The following is a 20,990-nucleotide window of genomic DNA, read 5'->3' on the forward strand; positions in this document are numbered from 1 at the left end:
CATCTCCTTATACAGAAGTCATGAGTCCTCAGCCCGTAGCGCCAGGATCATGAACGCAGCATCCATGGTTCGCTGCATGCCGATCCAGATCGTTTTGGCGCCGGGCTCGCCATCACTCTTGCGGCCCAGGAAACCACCCAGTGACGCGATCAAGCGGATCATTTGATTGAGCGTGACGGGCGTCTTTGGGCGCGCCTTCTTCGCGAGTAGATACGCGCCTCGTATCTCATCGGCATCAAAGAATAGCGACGCGTCCAGGTCAGGGCAGGTTCTGCCCAAACGCATCAGTCGGGCAATGCGCCACGCCACCACCATGTAAAACACCAGGGCCCGTTCCACGCGGTCCATGTGGGATAACTGTAAAGCTTCCACCTTGCACCCGTTCTTCAGGACATTGAAGAACATCTCAATCTCCCACCGGGCTCGATACCAATCGATCAGCTCGACGACGGCATCTGTATCTTGAGCCTCCCGGTTGGTCAGCAGTCGCCACACGACAGGGGTAACGCCTGCCGGAGCGCCGATCTCCTGGGCCACTATGCAGGTGACGGCTGGCCCCGTCTTACCCGGCAGCTTCACGCGTTGCGCACGTAACTCCTGCTTGACCTCGCGCGCCTTTTGGCCTGCGCGCCCCGGCAGGATGAAGCCGATCTCTCCCAGAGCTTCGCTGGCGTCTACCGTGTCCCACAGCTTGCCTGCCTCACCAAGGCTGCGGTTGTGTTGGGAACGTATCAGCCAGTCTGCAGGATTGCCGAGCTCATTAGCACGCTCCATCATCGCAGCGATATCGCCTTCCCGATCCGCCACGTAGACCAGGCGAGTCTCAGGCAACATCGCGGCCTGTTCTGCAACGCGTTCGTAGCTTTCAGTCCACCGTACGCTCTCTGTAATACCAACCCGCTGCCCGTTTGCATCCAGCGGCTCCCGGGCCCACATCCAGGCGTCGATCACACCGAGTGGTTCCCGATCCGGCGTCACAGCGTAGGTCGGATGCAGATACATCCCCCTCTGCGCTTCGTAGCTCAAGGGCCCGAGCCCATCGATCTCCTGGCCGTTAAAATTCAACTCGGTTGTGTCTGCAATGCACAGCACCACCGGGAATTGCCGCGCCCGCCCTGCCGTGCGCTCCCAATGCGGCTGCATCATGTCTGTCCACTCGACTTCCTCGTTGCCGAGAAATCGATAGGCAGCGATGGTCTCTGCCCAGTCTTCGCATGCGCCAGGAATGCTCGCAGTCGGCCTCGCAGCCAGTCGCTTCAGCAGCCCCTTCGCCCGTCGGTCCCGCCTTGGATCGCCAAGATCCAGCGCCTCAAATTCTTCGTCCACCCATGCCCCCGACTCGTTGTTCATTCGCGCTCAAAAAAGCCAGGAGTAAACGCGAATCCGCACGAGTTTACAACCCCTCCCGCCCAAGTCCCATCAAATTCTGGTCGCACTGCGCCCGGTCAGGACGCTGGACTTTTGTATAAGGAGATGGAGCACAATTAGGATTGACTTTAACCGCTTCGGCTCTACCGCGACGTCGGGCTCGTTCGGTTGTACCAGCCGTTCGAGGTAAAGCTGCTTCCGCTGCGCCTCGGCCCGTGCATTTTCCAAAGCGGTCATCGTTGATGCCAGCTGCTTTTCCGCAAACTGCGCATCGAGTTGCAAGCGAGCGTAGCTTGCAGCCTTGTCCGAAAGTGACCCCCTGCCGCCGGCAACACCACCCGTTGCCTCCTGAATCTGCTTCGTCAGCGCCGCGATATTCGTCTTCAGCACCGAAACCTGCGGATTCTGCGGAGCGATCGATTGCAGCTGTATCAGTTGGGCCTGCGCATTGAATAGCTGCGTCTGGAGGTTCGCTACCTGTTGCAACTGCAGCGCGGACTGCCGGTCCGGATCAAACACTGTGTAGGATTTGCGGTACGTGGCCAGTGCAGCGGCTGCGTCCTTGGCCTTGGCGGCTGCGGCATCCACTTCGCCCCGTGCAAACTGCACCATGTCCTTAGCGGCACGCTCATTCATGCGGTTGATCAGCCGCTCGCTCAGGTCCAGCAGCGAGCCATTGATTCTGATGGAGTCCTTGGCCGAGAAGGCGCGCACCTGCAGCGTGGTAATCGACGAGGTGGAATCGAACTCGATGGATACCACATGCTTGGTGTAATACTTCCACAGCGCTTCGAAGCTATCGTCCAACTGACGGTGGAAGCGGCTCAGGAAATCACCATGATTACCAAAGGCATCAATAATGTAGTTGTCGCGATTCAATTCGCCAAGGGCATCGCGCGATCCCATGTAGTCGAGCACCGCATAGGTGTCATCCTGAGCCCGGGAGAAACCTGTTCCCTGCAGGAGAGCGCCAAGCGCGCTGGTCTGGCTTTGCCGTTGGGGGCTGCGCACCACGAAGCGTGATTCTGAGACGTAAACATCGGACGCGATGACGCCAAAGTATACTGTCGCCAGGACGGTGGGCACCACGACGGTGCACAGGAAAAGTCGATTGACGCGCTTCAGACGCTGCCACAGACTGCTCTTGCTTCCGGTCGCCCGCGGCACCGTTTCGTTCTTGATTACCGTATCCAACGTGTTTTCCAAAGCTATACGAGCCGGTATCGCGCAATTCTTCCTCGCTCGACAGACTCAAAATTGCCCTCGATACAGGACAATTCGAAGAAATGGGGTGTTTCCAGTGCTGTGTTCTACAGGACAGATCTGCAGGAATCGGCCTTCCGGCTACGCCCCGCAACCAAGCCAGGTTATGGCTGCCGATTATATAGCGACTCTTCATCCGTGCGGCTGCCGAGCCCACTTCAATCGGATCCCAACTGCAACATCAGCTAAGCAGTTCCTTACAAAACCCAAACCGCTGCGGTATCCTTCAAACCTTCTCCGATATCCTTGGACGTGGCATAGCGATCTCGCCAGATTTGACAGATCCGGTGCCTGCCGTGTCGCAAACCCCGGCCTGCAGCCCCTCATAACTTCGATGCGACGCTCCTTTCTAGCCCTGCAAGGCACGGCATCTCCATTCTTCAGCCACTTGTCCGCGGCGCTTCGCGAACGCGGTCATCAGGTGCAGCGGGTTAACTTCTGCGGCGGTGACCTCGCATACTCGGGCAGAGGGGTCGCCTGCAACTTTTCCGACACATTACAATCGTTGCCGGATTGGTACGAGTACACCATCAGGTGTGGCAATTTTAGTGATATTTTGCTTTTTGGTGATTGTCGGAAAATTCACCAGGCTGCATACGGCACGGCAGACCAGTTGGGCGTGAAAATCCACGTCTTCGAAGAAGGCTACGTCCGTCCCCACTGGCTCACCCTCGAACAACATGGCGTCAACGGCCGCTCCCGCCTCCCTCGCGATCCCGACTGGTACCTCGGCCACCGCAGCGTGACGCCGCCCAGCCCCCCCGGGCAGAGCACCGGCTACAACCTCTACGAACGCGCGTTCCACGACATCCGCTACCGCGCCGCCAATGTAGTGCACGCGAGACACTTCCCGCACTACCGCAGCCATCGCCCGCACAATGGCTTTCGAGAGTACGCGGGCTTGGCGACCCGCTTGCTGCTGCAACGGCGCCATAAAACCGAGGCGCACGAGATAACCGAGCGGCTTCTGGGCTCGAAACGGCCGTATTATGTATTTCCACTGCAACTCAACTCGGATTCCCAGATCCAGGTGCATTCCCCGTTCGAGGGCGTACGGCAGGCAATCGAGCAAGTCATGACTTCGTTCGCCAGCCACGCCCCGGGCAACGCCAGGCTTCTGATCAAGAACCATCCGCTCGACACTGGCCTGATCGACTATCGCAAATTTTCTCGCCATCTGGCACAGACGCTGGACATGGTGGACCGCTTTGATTTCATCGACGCGGGCCACCTACCCACGCTGCTCGACCATGCCCGCGGCGTCGTACTGGTCAATAGCACGGTGGGATTGTCAGCCCTGCACCATCGCCGCCCGCTAATGACGCTGGGCACGGCCATCTATGACATGGCGGGCATGACTTGGCAGGGTGAGTTGGACAGGTTCTGGCTGGAGGCAGAAGGTCCTGACATGAATTTGTACCAGGCCTTCCTGCATTACCTGCTGCACCACACGCAAATCAACGGCGACTTCTATTCCCGCACCGGCATCGCGATGGCCACTGCTGGCGTGGTGAAGCGGCTGGAGGCTACCGCGCATGGCTAAAGCAGTGCCGCGCCATATTGTCATCACCGGCGCCAGCGCTGGCATCGGGCTCGCCATGGCGCTCGCCTATGCCGCCCCGGGCATCACGCTGGGCCTGATTGGCCGCAACGCGTCCCGCCTTGCTACCTGCGTCGGGCAATGCCGCGCAGCGGGAGCCACCGTGGTGAGCGCGGCGTTGGATGTACGCGATGCCGCCGCCATGTCGCAATGGCTCCACGAATTCGATGACGCACACCCCATCGACCTGCTGATCGCCAATGCCGGCGTTGCCAGCACCTTGTCCTCAGCCCGGGATTGGGAAGATCTGACCCGCACGCGCGACGTTTTCGACACAAATTTCTACGGTGCCATGCATACGGTTTTGCCGATCGTGGGCCGCATGCGCCAGCGCCGCCGTGGCCAGGTAGCCATGATCAGCTCCCTGGCCGCAATCCGCGGCATGGCGATCTCCCCCGCATACTGCGCCAGCAAATCTGCAATTAAGGCATACGGCGAGTCGGTCCGCCCGCTGCTGGCACGAGATGGCGTGAATCTGTCGCTGGTGTTCCCCGGTTTCGTCAAGACCACAATGAGCGATGTCTTCCCGGGCGACAAGCCTTTCCTCTGGTCCGCTGAAAAAGCGGCGCGCCATATCCGCGCGGGCCTCGCCGCTAACAGGCCGGAGATTGCTTTCCCCGGTTTGCTGGCTTTCGGCATAGGATTGCTCCCGCTGCTGCCGCCGCGGATTGCCGATGCGATCCTGGATCGGCTGTCCTATCTTCCGCGGGAGGAGCATTAGCCGACATGCCGCCTTTGCTTTGTTTCTTTGCGGCGCTTGCCGCTTCCTTCCTGCCGGACGCCATCGCCGTGCCCTACCCGCGCGCGCCATGGCGGCGCCCGGCGGCGGCCCTGGCCATCCATGCGATGGCGTTAGTCGTGACCTTCACGCTAACGCTGGCGATCTCGGCTCGCCCGGCATTTGCCGGGCTAGTGGCGTTTTCGCTGGCGGCATTAATGGCTATTGTCAACAATGCCAAAWATGCGTCATTGCGCGAGCCTTTCGTTTTCACCGACCTGAGCCTTTTTGGCCAGTTGTTCCGACATCCCCGCCTGTATCTCCCCTTCCTTAGCGTGACGCAGGTACTGGCCATCGCGGTCGGGGCGGCGCTGTTCGTCGGGGCGTTCCTCGCCTCCGGCCGACTCGACGCCGTAACGTATGCGGAACTGGCGGCTTTCGGCGTGGGTGCGCTGGCAATTGCCATTGTGCTCGCCGCACGCTTGCCGCTCACGCTGGTGCCGTCCGACGACCAGCTCCACCATGGCTTTATTGCGGTGTTCGTGGCATATCTGCTGAACGGCTTGCGGCCCCGAACCGCGCGCGGCCTGCGGGCGGCCTTGACGGCGGGGCCGTTCTCCCGGACCGTGGCGCCGGCAGTGCGGCCAGACGTAATCGTGATCCAGAGCGAATCGTTCTTCGATGCCCGCCGCCTGGGAACTGCCGTGCGCCCGGCCATCCTCGCTAATTTCGACGCCGCTTGCCGGGCCGCTTGCCGGTACGGCGAGTTGCGGGTGCCGGCATGGGGCGCTAATACGATGCGCACGGAGTTCGCCATGCTGTCGGGCGTGCCCGAGGCGGAACTGGGTTATGCGCGCTTCTATCCCTATGCATTTATCCGCCGCCCGTGCGCCTCGCTGGCGGGATGGTTCCGGCGTGCGGCCTATCGCACGTCGGCGATCCACCCTTATTTCGCGGACTTCTTCGGCCGCGATCGCGTGTTCCCGCTAATGCATTTTGAGCGATTCCTGGATATCCGGCATTTCGACGGCGCCCGGCGCGCCGGACCTTATGTGGCGGATGCCGCGGTCGCAGACGCTATCATTACGGAACTGGAGTCCGCCGGTGACAAACCGGCGTTTGTCTTCGCGATGACGATGGAGAACCACGGGCCACTCCACCTTGAAAGGGTGGAGGCCGGCGAAGGTGCTCGTTATCACTCGCTGGGCGATGGTGCGCCGTGGGATGACCTGACCGCCTATTTGCGGCATCTGGCCAACGCCGATGCGATGATCGGCCGTCTGACGGACTACCTGGCAAACCGCAAACGCAAGGCCATTCTGTGTTTCTACGGTGACCATGTGCCTGCCCTGCCGAAGGTTTACAGCAATCTGGGCGCCATGCAAACCCGTAGCGATTACTTTATCTGGCGCAACTACGGTGAAGCGCAATCGCTGCAAAAAGAACTGGATGTCGCGGAGCTGGGGCGGCATTTGCTCAACGCGATCGGGCAGCCGGTGCAGGCCGGCGTGCCTGCATGAAGGACAAAGAAGTTGAAATTCAGTGAATTTAAGATTAGCAGCGCCGAGTCAGAATAAGATGAAAAAAGCAATCGCTATTGTGGGAATGTCGTGCAGGTTTCCCGGGGGTGTTCGCAATCCGGAAGAGTTCTGGAACCTGCTGGTCAATGAAACCGATGCCGTCACTGAAGTGCCTGCCGACCGCTTTGGCACCGATTTCTATCTGCATCCGGCAAAACGCGAGCCGGGCAAGAGCTATACGTTCTCTGCCGGCGTGCTTGGCGACATTGCGGGCTTCGATGCCGATTTCTTCGGCATTTCGCCGCGCGAGGCCAGGCAAATGGACCCGCAGCAACGCTTGCTGCTGGAACTCGCCTGGGAAGCGTTCGAGAATGCCGGCCAGCGGCCTGCCGAGATGGCGGGCACTAATTGCGCCGTCTTTATCGGCGTGGCTAGCAAAGACTACGGCGATCGCAGCGTGGATGACCTGAGCGTAGCCGACGCCTACTCCGCGACCGGCAATACGCTGAGCATCGCTTCGAACCGGATTTCCTACCTGTTCGACCTGCGCGGCCCCAGCATGTCGATCGATACGGCATGCTCGTCGTCGCTGGTCGCACTGCACCAGGCCTGCAATGCCATTCATGCTGGCGAAGCCGATTCGGCGCTGGCCGGTGGCGTCAACCTGCTGCTGCACCCATTCCCGTTCGTCAGTTTCGCGAAGGCGTCGATGCTGTCGCCCACCGGGCGCTGCCTGGCTTTCGATGCTGCCGGCGACGGCTATGTGCGTTCCGAGGGCGGTGCCCTGGTGCTGCTCAAGCCACTCGACAAGGCTCAGGCCGATGGCGATACCGTCCATGCGGTCATCGTCTCGTCCGGCGTGAACTCGGATGGGCACTCGCAAGGCGGCATCAATGTGCCTGGCGCGGCCACGCAAGCCGCGTTGCTTGAGGATGTCTATGCCCGTGCGGGCGTCGATCCGCTGGATATCGCCTATGTGGAGGCGCACGGCACCGGCACTGCGGTGGGCGACCCCATCGAAGCGCGTGCCTTGACGGATGTGCTCGGCAAACGCCGCGCACCGGACCAGCCCTTGCTGATCGGCTCGGCCAAGACCAATGTCGGTCACCTTGAGACTGCTTCCGGCATGGCCGGGCTGCTGAAGGCGGTGCTGTGCCTGAAGCACAAGGCAGTGCCGCCTACGGTCCATTTCAAGAACCCGAACCCGAATATCGACTTTGCCGGCGGCGGCTTGCGCGTGGTCGACCAGTATCTGCCGCTCGACACGGGCGGCAAGCCGCTGCTGATGGGCGTGAATTCCTTCGGCTTTGGCGGTACCAACGCCCACGTGCTGCTGGGCGAGGCCGAAACCCGGCACGACGCCGTGGCGAAGGCGGCGCCCGCGGCGGCACCTTCGGCCCTGGTCTTTAGCGCGCGCAGCCCCGATGCGCTGTGCGCCCTGGCGGGCCAGTATCACGCGCGCCTGGAGGCTGGCGCGTCGTGGGAGGCGCTGGCCAGCGCTGCCGCGCGCAAGCGCCAATGGCTGAACCACCGGGCAGTAATCACGCCCGCCAGCCAGGAGGCGGGCATGGCATCGCTAGACCTGCTGGCACGCGGCGAGAGCGCGCCGGGCGTCACCACCGGCGAAGTGCCGACCGGCGCGGAGAGCAAGCTTGCGCTGGTCTTCTCCGGCAATGGTTCACAGTGGGCGGGCATGGGCCAGCGGATGCTGGTCGAGGATGCCGTTTTCCGCGAAACCATGGACGAAATCGATGTCCTGTGGCAAGCGGATGGCAGCGACTCGCTGGCCGGCGTGATGCGCGCAGGCGCCACGGCCACCTGGCTCGAAGGTACGGAGAACGCGCAGCCTTTGCTGTTTGCGCTACAAGTTGGCGTGGTGCGCTCGCTGCAGGCACGCGGCTTGCGATACGACGCATGCTTTGGCCACAGCGTGGGCGAAGTGGCTGCGGCCTGGGCGTCCGGTGCGCTGACGCTGGCGCAAGCCGTGCATGTGATCAAGGAGCGCAGCCGTGCGCAGGCCACGACGGCGGGCACCGGCAAGATGGCTGCAGTCGGCGTTAGCGCGGAAGCCGCGCAACAAGTCATCGACCGCCTCGGACTTGGCGAGGAGCTGGAGGTGGCGGGCATCAACAGCCCCGAAGCCGTCACCGTGGCCGGTTCGCCCCAGGCCATTGCCACCATGCTGGAGCATCTGGCCGACAGTGGAAAGTTCTTCCAGGCGTTGGATCTCGACTACGCATTCCATAGCAAGTGCATGGATCCGATCCGCGATCCGGTGCTGACGAAACTGGCCGACCTGCAGCCGCAGGAGGCGCACACGCCATTCATTTCGACGGTAGCTGGCGCGCAACTGCCCGGCACGGCGCTCGACGCGCAATACTGGTGGCGCAATATCCGCGAACCAGTTCAATTCGAGGCGGCCGCGCGCCACCTGGTGGATGCGGGCGTGCGCGTTTTCCTTGAGATCGGCCCGCACTCGATCTTGCGCAACTATATTGTACAAACCCTCGGGCACGCCAAGGCGAGCGGCCACGCCCTGCCCACGCTCAAGCGCAATCACGACAGCGCCGCTCAGTTGCAGCACGCGTTCTGCGCAGCGCTGGCGCAAGGCGCCAGCCTCGATGCGGACAAGGCTTATCCCCCAGCCGATCCGGACCTGGTGCTACCGACCTATCCGTGGCAGCGCAGCCGGCACTGGCTCGCCCCCACCGCCGAGGGCTATGACCTGGTCAACCGGCGCCGCGAACACCCGCTGCTGGGCTACCGCCTGAAAGACAGCGCCGTGGCCTGGGAAAACCAGGTCGACCCGGTCAAGCTGCCGCTGCTGGCCGACCACGTAGTGGATGGCGATGTCATCTTCCCCGGCGCTGGCTATGCGGAAATGGCGCTGGCCGCCGCGGGCCTGCATTTCGGCACCGAGTCCTCTGCCGTGGAGAACCTGGAGATTCGCTCGCCCGTGGTGTTCCAGCCGCAGCAGGGCAAGCTGTTCCGTTTTACCGTGGATGCACGCACGGGCGGCTTCGTCATCGAGACCCGCCCGCGCATGAGCACCGATCCGTGGACCATCGGCGTGGTTGGGCGGCTGCTGCCCGGCGGCCCTGCCTCGGTACCCAGCGAAGCCCTCGATGCCGGGGAACTGGCGGCGCTTGAGACCGCATATGCGATCAATGGCGATCAGCTTTACAGCAAGGCTGCCGAGATCGGGCTGAACTTCGGCCCTGCATTCAAGTGGGTGAAGTCCGTGCGGATTGCCGGCGATACGGCAATCGCGGAACTAGCGCAGCCTGATGTGCTGCAAGGCGCGCTGTCTGCCTATGCGATGCACCCTGCCGCCATCGACGGCGGATTCCATCCGTTGCTCGCCTTGATGGGCGCGGCGGCGAACGAGGAAGACGTGGCAGCCGACGCCGCCTATGTGCCGGTACAGATGGGCCGTATCGACTACTACGGCGGAGGGGAGCGCGTGCGCCGCGTGGTGGCGCGCATCGAGCGCCGCAGCCCGCATTCGCTGGTGGCGTCCTTTACTTACCTGGATGAGTTCGACCAGATCATCATGCGCGTGGGCGCATGCCGCTTCCGGCGGGTCGACCTGCAAGCGCGGCGCCAGGTGACGCCGAGCCGCTTCGCGTTTGTCGCCGAAGCCAGGCCCTATGCCGCCAACCTCAGCGCGGCCGCCCTGCCCTCGCCTGAGACGCTGATCGCGTCGGCCACCGCCGCGTTGGTGGCGCACGAAGACGCTGCCCACCGCCGCACCCACCTGACCGAGGTCATGCCGCTGCTCGACGTGCTGGCGGCGGCTTATGCCTTGCGCGCGGTCGAGGCGCTGGAAGTGCTGGGGCAACCGCAGCTGCCGGCAAGCGCCAATCCGGCGTTGTTCGAGCGGCTGGTCGGCATGCTGTTGGAAGACGGCGTGCTGGGCATGCGCGACGGTCTACTGGTGCGCGGCGACGAGACGCTGCCTGCCATTGAGGATCTCTGGCGCAGCCTGGTCTCCGCCTCGCCGGGCCATGTCGCTGAACTCACACTGCTGGCGCATTGCGGCGCCGCGCTGCCGGCGTTGCTCGGCGGCAAGCTCAGCCCCCAGGCCGTGCTGCCGAACGGGCGCAGCAGCCTGGTGGACCACCTCTACGAGGCCTCGCCCACCTGGAACCACGTCAACGGGCTGGCCAGCGCCTGCCTGGACAGCGCGGTCGCGGCGTGGAACGAGCAACGCCCCTTGCGCGTGCTCGAAGTGATCGCCCCCGGCACCAACCTGTTCCAGCCGTTTGGCTCGCATCTGCAATCGCGCTGCGACTATGCCATTGCCGGCAGTGCGGAACAGCTTGGCGCGTTCGATGCGACCGAGCATCCGCTGATCCGCACCGTCCAGATCGAATTGGGCGAAGCGCCCACGCTCGCGGCCGAACCCGGGCGCTCCGGCAAATATGACGTCCTGATCATCAACAACCTGCTGCGCGCAAGCGCGCATCCGGAGCGGCTGATCCAGGCCGCTCGCGAATGGATGACGCCCGGCGCGCTGCTGATCGTCGCCGAGAGCCAGCCGAGCCGCTTCACGGACATCGTATTCGGGCTGTCTGCCGAATGGTGGAAGCTGGGCCGCGGGGAACTGCTACCGGCCAATGCCATCGCAGCATTGCTGCAGGAACATGGTTTCGACGTCCCTGCCCGGCACACGGAAGCGGAACTGGAGATCGAAGGCACGCCGGCGTTCCTGGTCGCGCGCCGCGGCATGGATGCCGCCGCCGCAAGCCAGCCGGAAGCACCGGCGGCCAGCTGGCTGCTGGTAAATCCGGCTGCGCACGGCCGGCTGATGGCCGCCGTGGCCGATACGTTGCAGGGACACGCCCCGCATGGCGAGGTCGCCGTGCTCGATTCGGTGCAGGCGCTGCTCGCCCACCCGTCCCTCACTGCCGCGCCCATGTCGTGCCACGTGGTCTTCCTCGCGGCCGACATCGACGGCCTGGACGTGGAGGCCAGCGGCACCGACATGATGCATGCGCAGCAGAGCACCTCGATTGCGCTGGCGCAACTGGTGCGCGGGCTCGCCAACGCGGCTTCGCCGGTGCGCCTGTGGGTAGTGAGCCGTGGTGGTGCGCCGCTGGCAGTTCCCGGCGCGCAGCCATCCGCCTTCAGGCCGGAGCAGGCGACGCTATGGGGGCTTGGCCGCGTCCTGATGAACGAGTACGCCGAGCTGTCCAGCCACCTGATCGATATCGATCCCGCCTGCGAGCGACCGGCGTCCCGGCTGGTTCACGAACTGCTGTCGGACGAACGCGAGGAAGAAGTGCTGCTCACGCGCACGGGTCGTTTCGTGCCGCGCATGCTGCCGGCCTCGACCGTCGAGCTGCGCGAGCAAGGCGCCGGCTCGGACCGGCAAAGTCAGCACAGTGTGCTCGCCTTCGCGTCGCCGGGTTCGCTGCGCCACCTGCAATGGTTCTCCCTGGCCGACCGCGAGCTTGACGCGGACGAGGTGGAGATCGAACCCGCCGCGACCGGCCTCAATTTCCGTGACGTGATGTACGCCATGGGCTTGCTATCCGACGAGGCTGTGGAGAACGGCTTTGCAGGACCGACCATCGGCATGGAGCTCTCGGGCCGCATAACGCGCGTCGGCAAGGATGTGCAGGGCTTCCAGCCGGGCGACGCCGTGCTGGGCTTCGCACCGGCCTGCTTCGCCAGCCGCGTGCGCACGCGCTCTGGCGCCGTGGCGCTCAAACCCGAACGGCTGAGCTTCGAGGAAGCCGCGACGATCCCCACCACGTTCTTCACGGCGTTCTACGCGCTGTGCGAGCTAGCGCGGCTGCGCAAGGGCGAGCGGGTATTGGTACACGGCGCTGCGGGCGGCGTCGGTATTGCGGCCATCCAGTTGGCCCGCCATCTTGGCGCGGAAGTGTTCGCCACCGCGAGCACCAACGAGAAGCGCGAGTTTGTGCGGCTGCTGGGTGCCGACCATGTGTTCGATTCGCGCAGCCTGGCGTTCGCCGACGACATCCTGCATTGCACCGGCGGCCAGGGCGTGGACATTGTGCTCAATTCGCTGGCCGGCGAAGCGATGGTGCGCAGCATCGATGTGCTGCGCCCGTTCGGCCGCTTCCTGGAACTGGGCAAGCGCGACTTCTACGAGAACAGCCGGATCGGCCTGCGCCCCTTCCGTAACAACATCAGCTATTTCGGCATCGATGCGGACCAGCTGATGCATGCGCAGCCGGGGCTGACCGCTCGCATCTTCGCCGAGGTCATGGAGCTGCTGGCCAGCGGCGCGCTCGATCCGCTGCCGTATCGCACGTTCCCCGCGCATCGCGTGGAAGAAGCCTTCCGCTACATGCAGCAGGCACGCCAGATCGGCAAAATCGTGATCACCTTCCCGACCGGCGCCCCGGCACCGCAAATCCCGAAGCCGACGCATTTGGCGCTGGACCCGCGAGCGGCCTACCTGGTGGCGGGCGGCACGGGCGGCCTTGGCTTTGCCACGGCGCGCTGGCTGGTGGCAAAGGGTGCCCGGCACGTGGTGCTGGCGAGCCGCGGCGGCGCCTTGTCCGAAGAGCTCGCCGTGCAGGCACAGCAGTGGCATGAGGAATTGGGCGTCGTCGTCACCGTGAATTCGTGCGACCTGACGGATGGCGCTGCCGTTGCCGCGCTGGTGGAGCAGATCGAACGCAGCGGAACCCCGCTCAAGGGCGTGGTGCATTCGGCCATGACCATCGCCGACGGCCTTATCGCCAATCTCGACGACGAACGCTTCGGCAGCGTGCTGGCACCCAAGGTGGCTGGCGCGTGGAACCTGCATCGCGCCACGCAAGGGCGCGCGCTGGACTTCTTCGTCGTCTACTCGTCGGCTACCACCTTACTCGGCAGCCCCGGCCAGTCGAGCTACGTGGCCGCCAATACCTTCCTGGAATCGCTGGTCTACCTGCGCCGCTCCAACGGACTGCCAGGCTGCTTCATGGCCTGGGGACCGCTGGAGGATGTTGGCTTCCTGGCACGCAATGCGCAAACGCGTGAGGCGCTGCAGGTGCGCATCGGCGGGCGCTCGATCACTTCGGCCGAAGCCATGGCGGCGCTGGAGCAGGCCCTGCTGGCAAACCGTGCCGGCGAAGCCGTGCTCTGGCTCGACTGGCAGGCCGTGGCGCGGGTGATGCCCGCCGCACGCTCGCTGCGCTACGTGGAAATGCAGGGCAGCGAGGGCCAGGACGCGCAGCGCACGGCAGGCGCCAGCCTGGGTGGCGAGGTGCGCGCGCTGCCGCCAGCCCAGGCCCTGCAACTGGTGATCGAGACCATGCAGGCGCAGATCGCGCGCATCCTCCACCTGTCGGCCAAAAAGGTCGATATCGACCGCTCGGTGGTCGATCTGGGCATGGATTCGCTGATGGGGATGGAGCTGGGCATGGCCGTGGAGGAGTCCTTCAAGGTCAAGCTGTCGGTGATGCTGCTGGCGGATGGTGCCACGGTGCGCTCGCTGGCGCAGAAGATCGTCGATTCGATCCGCACGGACAGTGCGGCCGCTGAGGAAGACGCACCGTCCGAGACGCAGCAGCAGATCGAAGCGATGATCGCGCGGCATGCGCTCGACATAAATCCCGAGGACATCCGCGTGCTGGCCGACAAAGTCGAACCCAACGTGTCCGCTACTCCGACGCGTCAATGAACGGCGTTTGGGGCTGGCATGCAAACCAGGGAACGTTGGCCCAGGACTTGGTGCTGGCGGGTCACGGCCTGCACACCGGGCGGCGTGTCCATATACGGATACGGCCGGCCGGTTCGGGCCATGGCATCGTCTTCCGGCGCGTGCTGGACGGCCAAGTCCTGGCTGAGTTGCCCGCATCGCCCGGCCTGCGGCTGGCGCAGCCGCTATGCACCGCGCTGGAGGCCGGCAATGGCCTGCGCGTGCGTACCGTTGAACATCTGCTGGCCGCGTTGCTGGCCTGCGAGATCGATCATGCCATGGTGGAACTCGATGCCGAAGAGGTGCCGATACTCGATGGCAGCGCCTTGCCCTGGGTGGAGGCCATACAAGCGTGCGGCCGCACCGCCCTGTCGGAGCCCAAGCGGTTCCTGCGGGTGCTGCGCCGCTTGGCGGTCGCCGACGACGAGATGCGCCAACTGGTCATCGAGCCGGCCGAGCGCTATGAGCTGCACGTCACCAACGATCTCAAGGGCTTCGGCGTGTTGTCCTGGCAAGGCGAGATCAACCCGGCCAGCTTCCGCAGCGAGATCGCGCCCTCGCGCTCGTACGGCCGCCTGAAATGGGCGATCCCCACGATCGCCTTCGGCTACCTGCGCGGCAGGCCGATCCTGCGCGGCGCGCGGCCATCGTGCACGGCGACCATCGTCGGCGGCTCCGTCATTGGCGGCATGCGCCTGCCCGCGGAGTTCGTGCGCCATCGCGCGCTGGACCTGGTCGGCGACCTGGCGTTGCTGGGTGCGCCTTTGCTGGCACGCGTGACCGCCCTGCGCCCCAGCCATGAAATGAACTATCGCCTGTGTTCGGCACTGCTCGCGCAACCCGATGCGTGGGAATGGGCCGGACCGGCCATCTGATTGAACAAGGATTACGTATGGGATTGGGCGACAACCTGAGGCAACAGCTCGCCGCGAAGGCGCTGCAGCGCCAGCTTGAACGGGTGACCGGGGAGATCGAGGCGGTCCCGGCGGCCATGGCCAAGCCGGCCGCGCCTTCCGAACTGGCCCAGCTATGCCGGTTCGACACGCTGCCCGCCTACCAACAGGTCGCGATCGGGCGCCAGATGAGCGAGCAGCTGCGGATCGAGTCGCCCTTCTTCCGGGTGCACGAAGGCGTGGCCGGCGCCACCACGCAGATTGGCGGTAAAAGCTATATCAACTTTGCCAACTACAACTACCTCGGCCTGGCCGGCGATCCGGCAGTGTCGGCAAGCGCAAAGGCTGCCGTCGACCAGTACGGCACCTCCGCTTCCGCCAGCCGCATGGTCGCCGGCGAGCGCCCGGTGCAGCGCGAACTGGAGCATGCGCTGGCCGGGCTGTATGAAGTGGATGACTGCGTCGCGTTTGTCAGCGGCCACGCCACCAATGTCACGGTCATTGGCTCGCTGTTCGGGCCGTCGGACCTGATTCTCCACGATGCGCTCGCGCACAACAGTATTGTCCAGGGCGCGCAGCTCAGCGGCGCCAAGCGGCTGAGCTTTCCGCATAACGACTGGAAAGCGTTGGATGAACTGCTTACGCGCGTGCGCCGCCAGTACCGGCGCGTACTGATCGCGGTGGAAGGCCTCTACAGCATGGACGGGGACCTGCCGGAGCTGAAGCGCTTTATCGACATCAAGCGCCGGCATGCGGCCTTCCTGATGGTGGATGAAGCGCATTCGCTGGGCGTGCTGGGCGCCAACGGCAAAGGTATTCGCGAGCACTACGGCGTGGCGGGGCGCGACGTGGATATCTGGATGGGCACCTTCAGCAAGACGCTGGCGGGGTGCGGCGGGTTTATCGCGGGCGAACAGGCGTTGACGGATATCCTGCGGCACTTGGCGCCCGGCTTCTTGTATAGCGTGGGCATCGCACCCATGCTGGCGGCGGCATCGCTCACCGCGTTGCAAAGAATGCTAGAAGAGCCGGAACGGGTCGCCACCCTGCGCGAGCGGGGGCAATTGTTCCTGGAGCTTGCACGCAAGGCTGGCCTGAACACCGGGACCAGCGCCGGCTACTCGGTGATCCCTGTCATCACTGGGAGTTCGATGAAGGCGGCGCAATGGGCAAACGCGCTGTTCGACGAAGGCATCAACACCCAGCCGATTTTCTATCCGGCGGTGGAAGAGAAGGCCGCCCGGCTGCGCTTCTTTATCTGTTCCACGCACATGCCGGAGCAGATTCGCACTGCCGTCGACGTTGTTGCCCGCCTGTCGCGCAAATGAACCGGACTGGCGAGCCGCGCAAATCGCTGCTGGCGGCGATGGTGTGCCGCCCGGCCACCGCGCACGACGCGACGGCGCTGGCGCCGCTGGTGCTCGCATCGGGGGGGCTTGAATTTTCCTATCTGCTTGGCGGTACGCGGGAAGAGCGCGAAAGCTTCCTGCGGAAGGTAATCGCAGCGGATAACGGGCGGTTCTCCTGGCGCCGCCATCGCGTGGCGGCGCTCGGGAACGAACCGGTCGCGGTGCTGGGGATCCAGGATGGCCGGACCAACCTGCTCGACGGTCCGCGTGTTGCGCTGGATTTCCTGCGTGTCTTCGGTGCCCGGCGAACCGGCGGCATCATCGGTCGCGGCCTCATCCTGGAACGGGAAATTCCGGCCCCCAAGCGCCGGCAGACGCTCCTCGCGCATTGCGCCACGCGTGCCGACATGCGCGGCCAGGGCATCTTCCAGGCGCTGTTTGCCGAGACGATGCGCGCCGGCTTGCTACCGGCTGGTCCGGGACAAGCGCTCGTCCTCGACGTGCTGGGCAGCAATGCGCGGGCCGCCGCGCTTTACCGCAAACTGGGCTTCGTCGCAATGGATGCGCCGCCGGAGCGGGCCGGCAGGCTGCCGCCGGCGCTGCGGGCCGCCAGGATGCAGTTTCAGCCGTCGCCAACCAAGGCAAACGCCGCATAACGAGTCAGTGGCCAGGGGTCAGGCCGGCAGCACTTGCGCCAGCGCCGCCACGGTCCGCGCCGTAGCCCCCCGATGCAGCACCGAGAATGCCCGCGCATGATCCCGCATGGCCGCCAGGCGCGGCGCATCGCCCAGCACCGCTGCTGCCGAGCGCATCAGCGCATCCGCATCCGCCACGCGCTCGCAGGCGCCCGCGGCAATCGCGTCCTCGGTGGCCTGCGCAAAGTTGAAGGTATGCGGCCCGATCAGCACCGCCGTACCGGCGGCACAGGCTTCGATCAGGTTCTGGCCGCCCAGGGGCAGCAGGCTGCCGCCGATAAAAGCGATATCCGCTGCGGCAAAATACAGCGCCATCTCCCCCATCGAATCACCCAGCAACACATCCGCCGTTACCGGCTCCGGCAGTCCCGATTGCTCCCATGCGGCGGCATCGCCGAGCGCACTACGGCGCTGCACGGAGAAGCCAGCACGCGTCACCAGCCCAGCGACTTCGTCGAACCGCTGCGGATGGCGGGGCACCAGCAGCAAGACCGGGCGCGGCACAGCGCCGTGGACGCCCGCCGCCAGCGCCTGCCAGTGCGCGAACGCCTCGAGCAAGAGCGCCTCCTCGCCTTCGCGGGTGCTGGTGGCAGCGAACACGGCGCGCGCGCCGAATCCCTGGCGCAACACGCGGCCACGGCGCAAGCCATCCTCTGGCGGCCGCATATCGAACTTGAGGTTGCCGGTTACCTGCACCGAAGGCAAACCCAGGGCACGAAAGCGTTCGGCATCCCCCTGGGTCTGCGCCAGCACCGCCGTGAAGTCGCGATACATCGCCGTTGCGGCCCGCCCAAAGCGCGCAGTGCGGCGGAAGCTGCGCGGCGACAGCCTGGCATTGACCAGCAACAGCGGCACGCCCGCCACGCGGGCGCCTCGCACAAGGCTGGGCCACACCTCGGTTTCCATCAGCATGCCCGCCACTGGACGGAAATATCGCAAGAAACGCCGCACCAGCCAGGGCAAGTCATAGGGCAGATAGCATTGCATCACGCGCGGCTGCCCGCCATACAACTGGGCGCCGGTCTGGCGCCCGGTGGGCGTCATATGCGTGAGCAGGATGCGATGGGACGGATAGTGCGCCAGCAGCGCGTCGATCAGCGGCTGCGCGGCGCGGGTCTCGCCCACCGACACCGCGTGGACCCACAGCCAGGGCCCGGCGGCCGGCAGCTTGCCGTAGGCGCCAAGACGCTCGCCCACGTGCTGCACATAGCCGGGCTCCTTGCGCGCGCGCCACACCAGGCGCAGCAGCGCCACTGGCAGCGCCAGCAGCCATAGCAGGTTATACAAGACGCGCAGCATCAGATCCCCTGCCCGCGCACACGCCGCGCGGCGGCGTGGACTTCATCGACCGTCGGCACCACGCCGTCGTCGCCCACATTGGCGATGCAATCGGACCAGTACCCTTCGGTCTTCCAGCGCCAGGTGGCGGTATAGATCTCCACGGTCGGCCGGCACAGCGCCGCGGCGATGTGGACCAGGCCCGTATCGACCCCGATCACCACTTCCGCGCGGTTGATCAGGCCGAATCCCTGCATGACGGAGAAACGTGGCAGCACCTGCGCCTGCGGCACGCCGGCGGCGATCTCTTGCGCCGCGCGGCGCTCCGCTTCGTTGCCCCAGGGCAGCAGCATGGTCTGGCCTTCGTCAGCCAGCCGCCGGCCGAGCTCGTGCCAGCTGGCCAGCGGCCACTTCTTCTTCGCGCCCGCAGTGGCGTGGAAACACACCGCGTAACGCGCCGGCAGGCCGGCCCATAGCGGATCGCCGACATGCAACGTGCGTGCGCCGGAACCGAAAAACCGCGGCGGCTCCGGCGGAGCGAGTCCCGTCAGGGCCGCGCCCAACAGGCGCGAGCGCCGTACCGAATGGGTCTGGCGCGGCACCGTCACCGAATCGGTATAGAAGAGCCGCGCGGCCGGCTCATAGCCGGAGCCCTGGGTGGCATTGGCCAGCCCGATCACCGGCGCACCGGCGCGGCGGCTTGCCACGCGGGCCACCACGGCGGTCTTGAGCAAGCCCTGGGTCTCGATCACGGCGTCGTAGGCATCCTCGCGCAGAGCCCGCCTGAACGCACCGATCTCCCGCCAGGTAGCGGCCTGGTAGAAGCGCTTGCGCCAGCGGCGCAAGGCGAACGGGATCACCCGCCGCACTTCCGGCAGCAAGCGCACGAGATCGACGTAGCCTTCTTCGACCACCCAGTCGATCTCGCAGTCCGGCCAGCGCGCGCGCAGGTCGTGGATCAACGGCATGTTATGCACCACGTCACCCAGCGACGAGACCTTGACCACCAGGATGCGCGGTCGCGCAGGCAGCGCATCCTGCGTCAAGGATTGGCCCGGCATGCCCCATTTTCCCGATTTGCCCTCCTGGGGCCCATTCAACGGCATCCGCTCAGAACGGGAGTTGCGCGTCCGGCTTTTCCGCCAGGATCACGCGTTTGAACTCGGCCTGGATGCGTGCCAGCGCAGCGTCGTTGTCGGCCTCGAAACGCATCACCACCACCGGGGTGGTGTTGGACGGACGTGCCAGGCCAAAGCCATCGGCGTATTCCACGCGCACGCCGTCGATGGTGATGACCTCGCGCGCGCCATCGAACTTCGCATTGGCGCGGATCTTGTCGAGCAACGTGAAGGCTTCGCCCTCGGCGCACTTGAGCTGCAGCTCGGGCGTGCAGTGGGAGTTCGGCAAGGCATTGAGCAATGCGCTCGGGTCGGCGTGCTTCGACAGGATCTCCAGCAGGCGCGCGCCCGTGTACAGGCCATCGTCGAAACCGTACCAGCGATCCTTGAAGAATACGTGGCCACTCATCTCGCCGGCCAGCGGCGCGCCGGTTTCCTTGAGCTTGGCCTTGACCAGCGAATGGCCGGTCTTCCACATCAGCGGCTCGCCGCCGTGCTGGCGGATCCATGGCGCCAGCTTGCCGGTGCACTTGACGTCATAGATGATCTGCTGGCCGGGATTGCGCGACAGGATCTCCTCGGCAAACAGCATCAACTGGCGGTCGGGAAAGATCACCTGTCCGTCCTTGGTCACCACGCCCAGGCGATCGCCGTCGCCGTCGAAAGCCAGGCCCAGTTCGCAGTCGGTGTCCTTCAGGCAGCGCATCAGGTCCTGCAGGTTTTCCACATGGGCGGGATCGGGATGGTGGTTGGGGAAGTTGCCGTCCACCTCGCAGAACAGCTCCGTCACCTCGCAGCCCAGCGCGCGGAACAGGTCGCCGACAAAGGCACCCGCCACACCATTGCCGGCATCGAGCGCGATCTTCATCGGGCGCGCCAGCTTGACGTCGCCGACGATGCGGTCCAGGTACTGCTGGCGGATGTCGACCTGCTGGCAGCCGCCGGCACCGCTGGCGAACTGGCCGGCCTCGATCCGCTGGCGCAGCGCCTGGATCTGCTCGCCGTAGATCGCCTTGCCGGCCAGCACCATCTTGAAGCCGTTGTAGTCGGGCGGATTGTGGCTGCCCGTCACCATGATGCCGGAAGTGGCTCGGCGCCCCGCCAGGTCGACGTTGGTGCCGAAATAGACCATCGGCGTAGCAACCATGCCAAGATCGATCACATCCATGCCAGCGGCGCGCAGGCCTTCGACCAGCCCGCCCAGCAGGTCCGGGCCCGACAGGCGTCCGTCGCGCCCCACTACCACTGCGCGCTCGCCTTGCTCGGCGGCGGCCGTGCCAAAGGACAGGCCAATCGCGCGCGCCACGTCGCGCGTCAGGGTCTTGCCGACGATGCCGCGGATATCGTAGGCCTTGAAAATGGAAGGATCAATTTGCATGGGTCATCCTGAATATTTGCGGTTGAACCGATCGACTTTGCCGGCCACCCGTTCCGGCCTGAGCCAGCGCGGCGGGCAAATGCGTCAAAGGCCGTATTTTGCCGGATTGCGGAGGGCACGCCAGTTATAATCGTTCGGCTACGCACG

General features: G+C 65.0%; 12 protein-coding genes. 7 read left to right on the forward strand and 5 right to left on the reverse strand.

Translation table 11 applies throughout. The features are described from left to right. Positions 1–18: 18 nt before the first annotated feature. Positions 19–1,350, reverse strand: a complete 1,332-nt coding sequence (locus AC1DN0_RS29545; RefSeq protein WP_477104802.1) for an IS4 family transposase — start codon at positions 1,348–1,350, stop codon at positions 19–21. A 69-nt stretch (positions 1,351–1,419) separates the two neighbouring features. Then, on the reverse strand, positions 1,420–2,574 hold the full coding sequence (locus AC1DN0_RS29550; RefSeq protein ID WP_477146211.1) for a KpsE/RkpR family capsule polysaccharide export protein: 1,155 nt from the start codon (positions 2,572–2,574) through the stop codon (positions 1,420–1,422). Positions 2,575–2,965: 391 nt separating this feature from the next. Between AC1DN0_RS29550 and AC1DN0_RS29555 the strand changes: the two genes are divergently transcribed. From AC1DN0_RS29555 to AC1DN0_RS29585, 7 genes are read left to right on the forward strand one after another with little or no spacing between them, the layout of a single operon-like run. Next, positions 2,966–4,174, forward strand: a complete 1,209-nt coding sequence (locus tag AC1DN0_RS29555; RefSeq protein WP_477111245.1) for a capsule biosynthesis protein — start codon at positions 2,966–2,968, stop codon at positions 4,172–4,174. After that, entirely contained in the window at positions 4,167–4,952 is a 786-nt protein-coding gene (locus AC1DN0_RS29560) for an SDR family NAD(P)-dependent oxidoreductase (protein ID WP_477111246.1), read from the forward strand. Before AC1DN0_RS29555 ends, AC1DN0_RS29560 begins: the two co-directional genes overlap by 8 nt. A gap of 5 nt (positions 4,953–4,957) precedes the next feature. Beyond that, the gene (locus AC1DN0_RS29565; RefSeq protein WP_477146212.1) at positions 4,958–6,469 is read left to right on the forward strand and encodes an LTA synthase family protein; all 1,512 of its coding nucleotides are present in this window, start codon (positions 4,958–4,960) and stop codon (positions 6,467–6,469) included. Between the two features lie 58 nt (positions 6,470–6,527). Next, positions 6,528–14,114, forward strand: a complete 7,587-nt coding sequence (locus AC1DN0_RS29570) for an SDR family NAD(P)-dependent oxidoreductase (RefSeq protein WP_477111248.1) — start codon at positions 6,528–6,530, stop codon at positions 14,112–14,114. Further along, positions 14,111–15,007, forward strand: coding sequence for a UDP-3-O-acyl N-acetylglycosamine deacetylase (locus AC1DN0_RS29575; protein ID WP_477111249.1), 897 nt, complete (start codon positions 14,111–14,113; stop codon positions 15,005–15,007). The genes AC1DN0_RS29570 and AC1DN0_RS29575 overlap by 4 nt, the downstream gene beginning before the upstream one ends. Before the next feature lie 17 nt (positions 15,008–15,024). Then, entirely contained in the window at positions 15,025–16,353 is a 1,329-nt protein-coding gene (locus AC1DN0_RS29580) for an aminotransferase class I/II-fold pyridoxal phosphate-dependent enzyme (RefSeq protein WP_477111250.1), read from the forward strand. Beyond that, positions 16,350–17,030 (forward strand): N-acetyltransferase family protein, encoded by a 681-nt coding sequence (locus tag AC1DN0_RS29585; RefSeq protein WP_477111251.1) that lies wholly within the window; start codon positions 16,350–16,352, stop codon positions 17,028–17,030. Before AC1DN0_RS29580 ends, AC1DN0_RS29585 begins: the two co-directional genes overlap by 4 nt. Positions 17,031–17,048: 18 nt before the next feature. Here AC1DN0_RS29585 and waaA read toward each other — a convergent pair whose 3' ends face one another. The 3 genes from waaA to AC1DN0_RS29600 are packed head-to-tail and all read right to left on the reverse strand — an operon-like array spanning position 17,049 to position 20,843. Next, entirely contained in the window at positions 17,049–18,368 is a 1,320-nt protein-coding gene (gene waaA, locus AC1DN0_RS29590; protein WP_477111252.1) for a lipid IV(A) 3-deoxy-D-manno-octulosonic acid transferase, read from the reverse strand. Next, positions 18,368–19,408 (reverse strand): lipopolysaccharide heptosyltransferase I, encoded by a 1,041-nt coding sequence (gene waaC / locus AC1DN0_RS29595; protein ID WP_441624901.1) that lies wholly within the window; start codon positions 19,406–19,408, stop codon positions 18,368–18,370. Before waaC ends, waaA begins: the two co-directional genes overlap by 1 nt. Positions 19,409–19,457: 49 nt before the next feature. Then, positions 19,458–20,843 (reverse strand): phosphomannomutase/phosphoglucomutase, encoded by a 1,386-nt coding sequence (locus tag AC1DN0_RS29600; RefSeq protein ID WP_477111253.1) that lies wholly within the window; start codon positions 20,841–20,843, stop codon positions 19,458–19,460. Between the last annotated feature and the right edge of the window lie 147 nt (positions 20,844–20,990).

It is taken from the genome of Cupriavidus sp. 05N39 (assembly GCF_056397325.1).

Bases quoted from the DNA above. Each gene is read 5' to 3' on its own strand.
- AC1DN0_RS29545 (WP_477104802.1), bottom strand. From the start codon at position 1,350: ATGAACAACGAGTCGGGGGCATGGGTGGACGAAGAATTTGAGGCGCTG.
- AC1DN0_RS29555 (WP_477111245.1), top strand. From the start codon at position 2,966: ATGCGACGCTCCTTTCTAGCCCTGCAAGGCACGGCATCTCCATTCTTC.
- AC1DN0_RS29560 (WP_477111246.1), top strand. From the start codon at position 4,167: ATGGCTAAAGCAGTGCCGCGCCATATTGTCATCACCGGCGCCAGCGCT.
- AC1DN0_RS29570 (WP_477111248.1), top strand. From the start codon at position 6,528: ATGAAAAAAGCAATCGCTATTGTGGGAATGTCGTGCAGGTTTCCCGGG.
- AC1DN0_RS29575 (WP_477111249.1), top strand. From the start codon at position 14,111: ATGAACGGCGTTTGGGGCTGGCATGCAAACCAGGGAACGTTGGCCCAG.
- AC1DN0_RS29580 (WP_477111250.1), top strand. From the start codon at position 15,025: ATGGGATTGGGCGACAACCTGAGGCAACAGCTCGCCGCGAAGGCGCTG.
- AC1DN0_RS29585 (WP_477111251.1), top strand. From the start codon at position 16,350: ATGAACCGGACTGGCGAGCCGCGCAAATCGCTGCTGGCGGCGATGGTG.
- waaA (WP_477111252.1), bottom strand. From the start codon at position 18,368: ATGCTGCGCGTCTTGTATAACCTGCTATGGCTGCTGGCGCTGCCAGTG.
- waaC (WP_441624901.1), bottom strand. From the start codon at position 19,408: ATGCCGGGCCAATCCTTGACGCAGGATGCGCTGCCTGCGCGACCGCGC.
- AC1DN0_RS29600 (WP_477111253.1), bottom strand. From the start codon at position 20,843: ATGCAAATTGATCCTTCCATTTTCAAGGCCTACGATATCCGCGGCATC.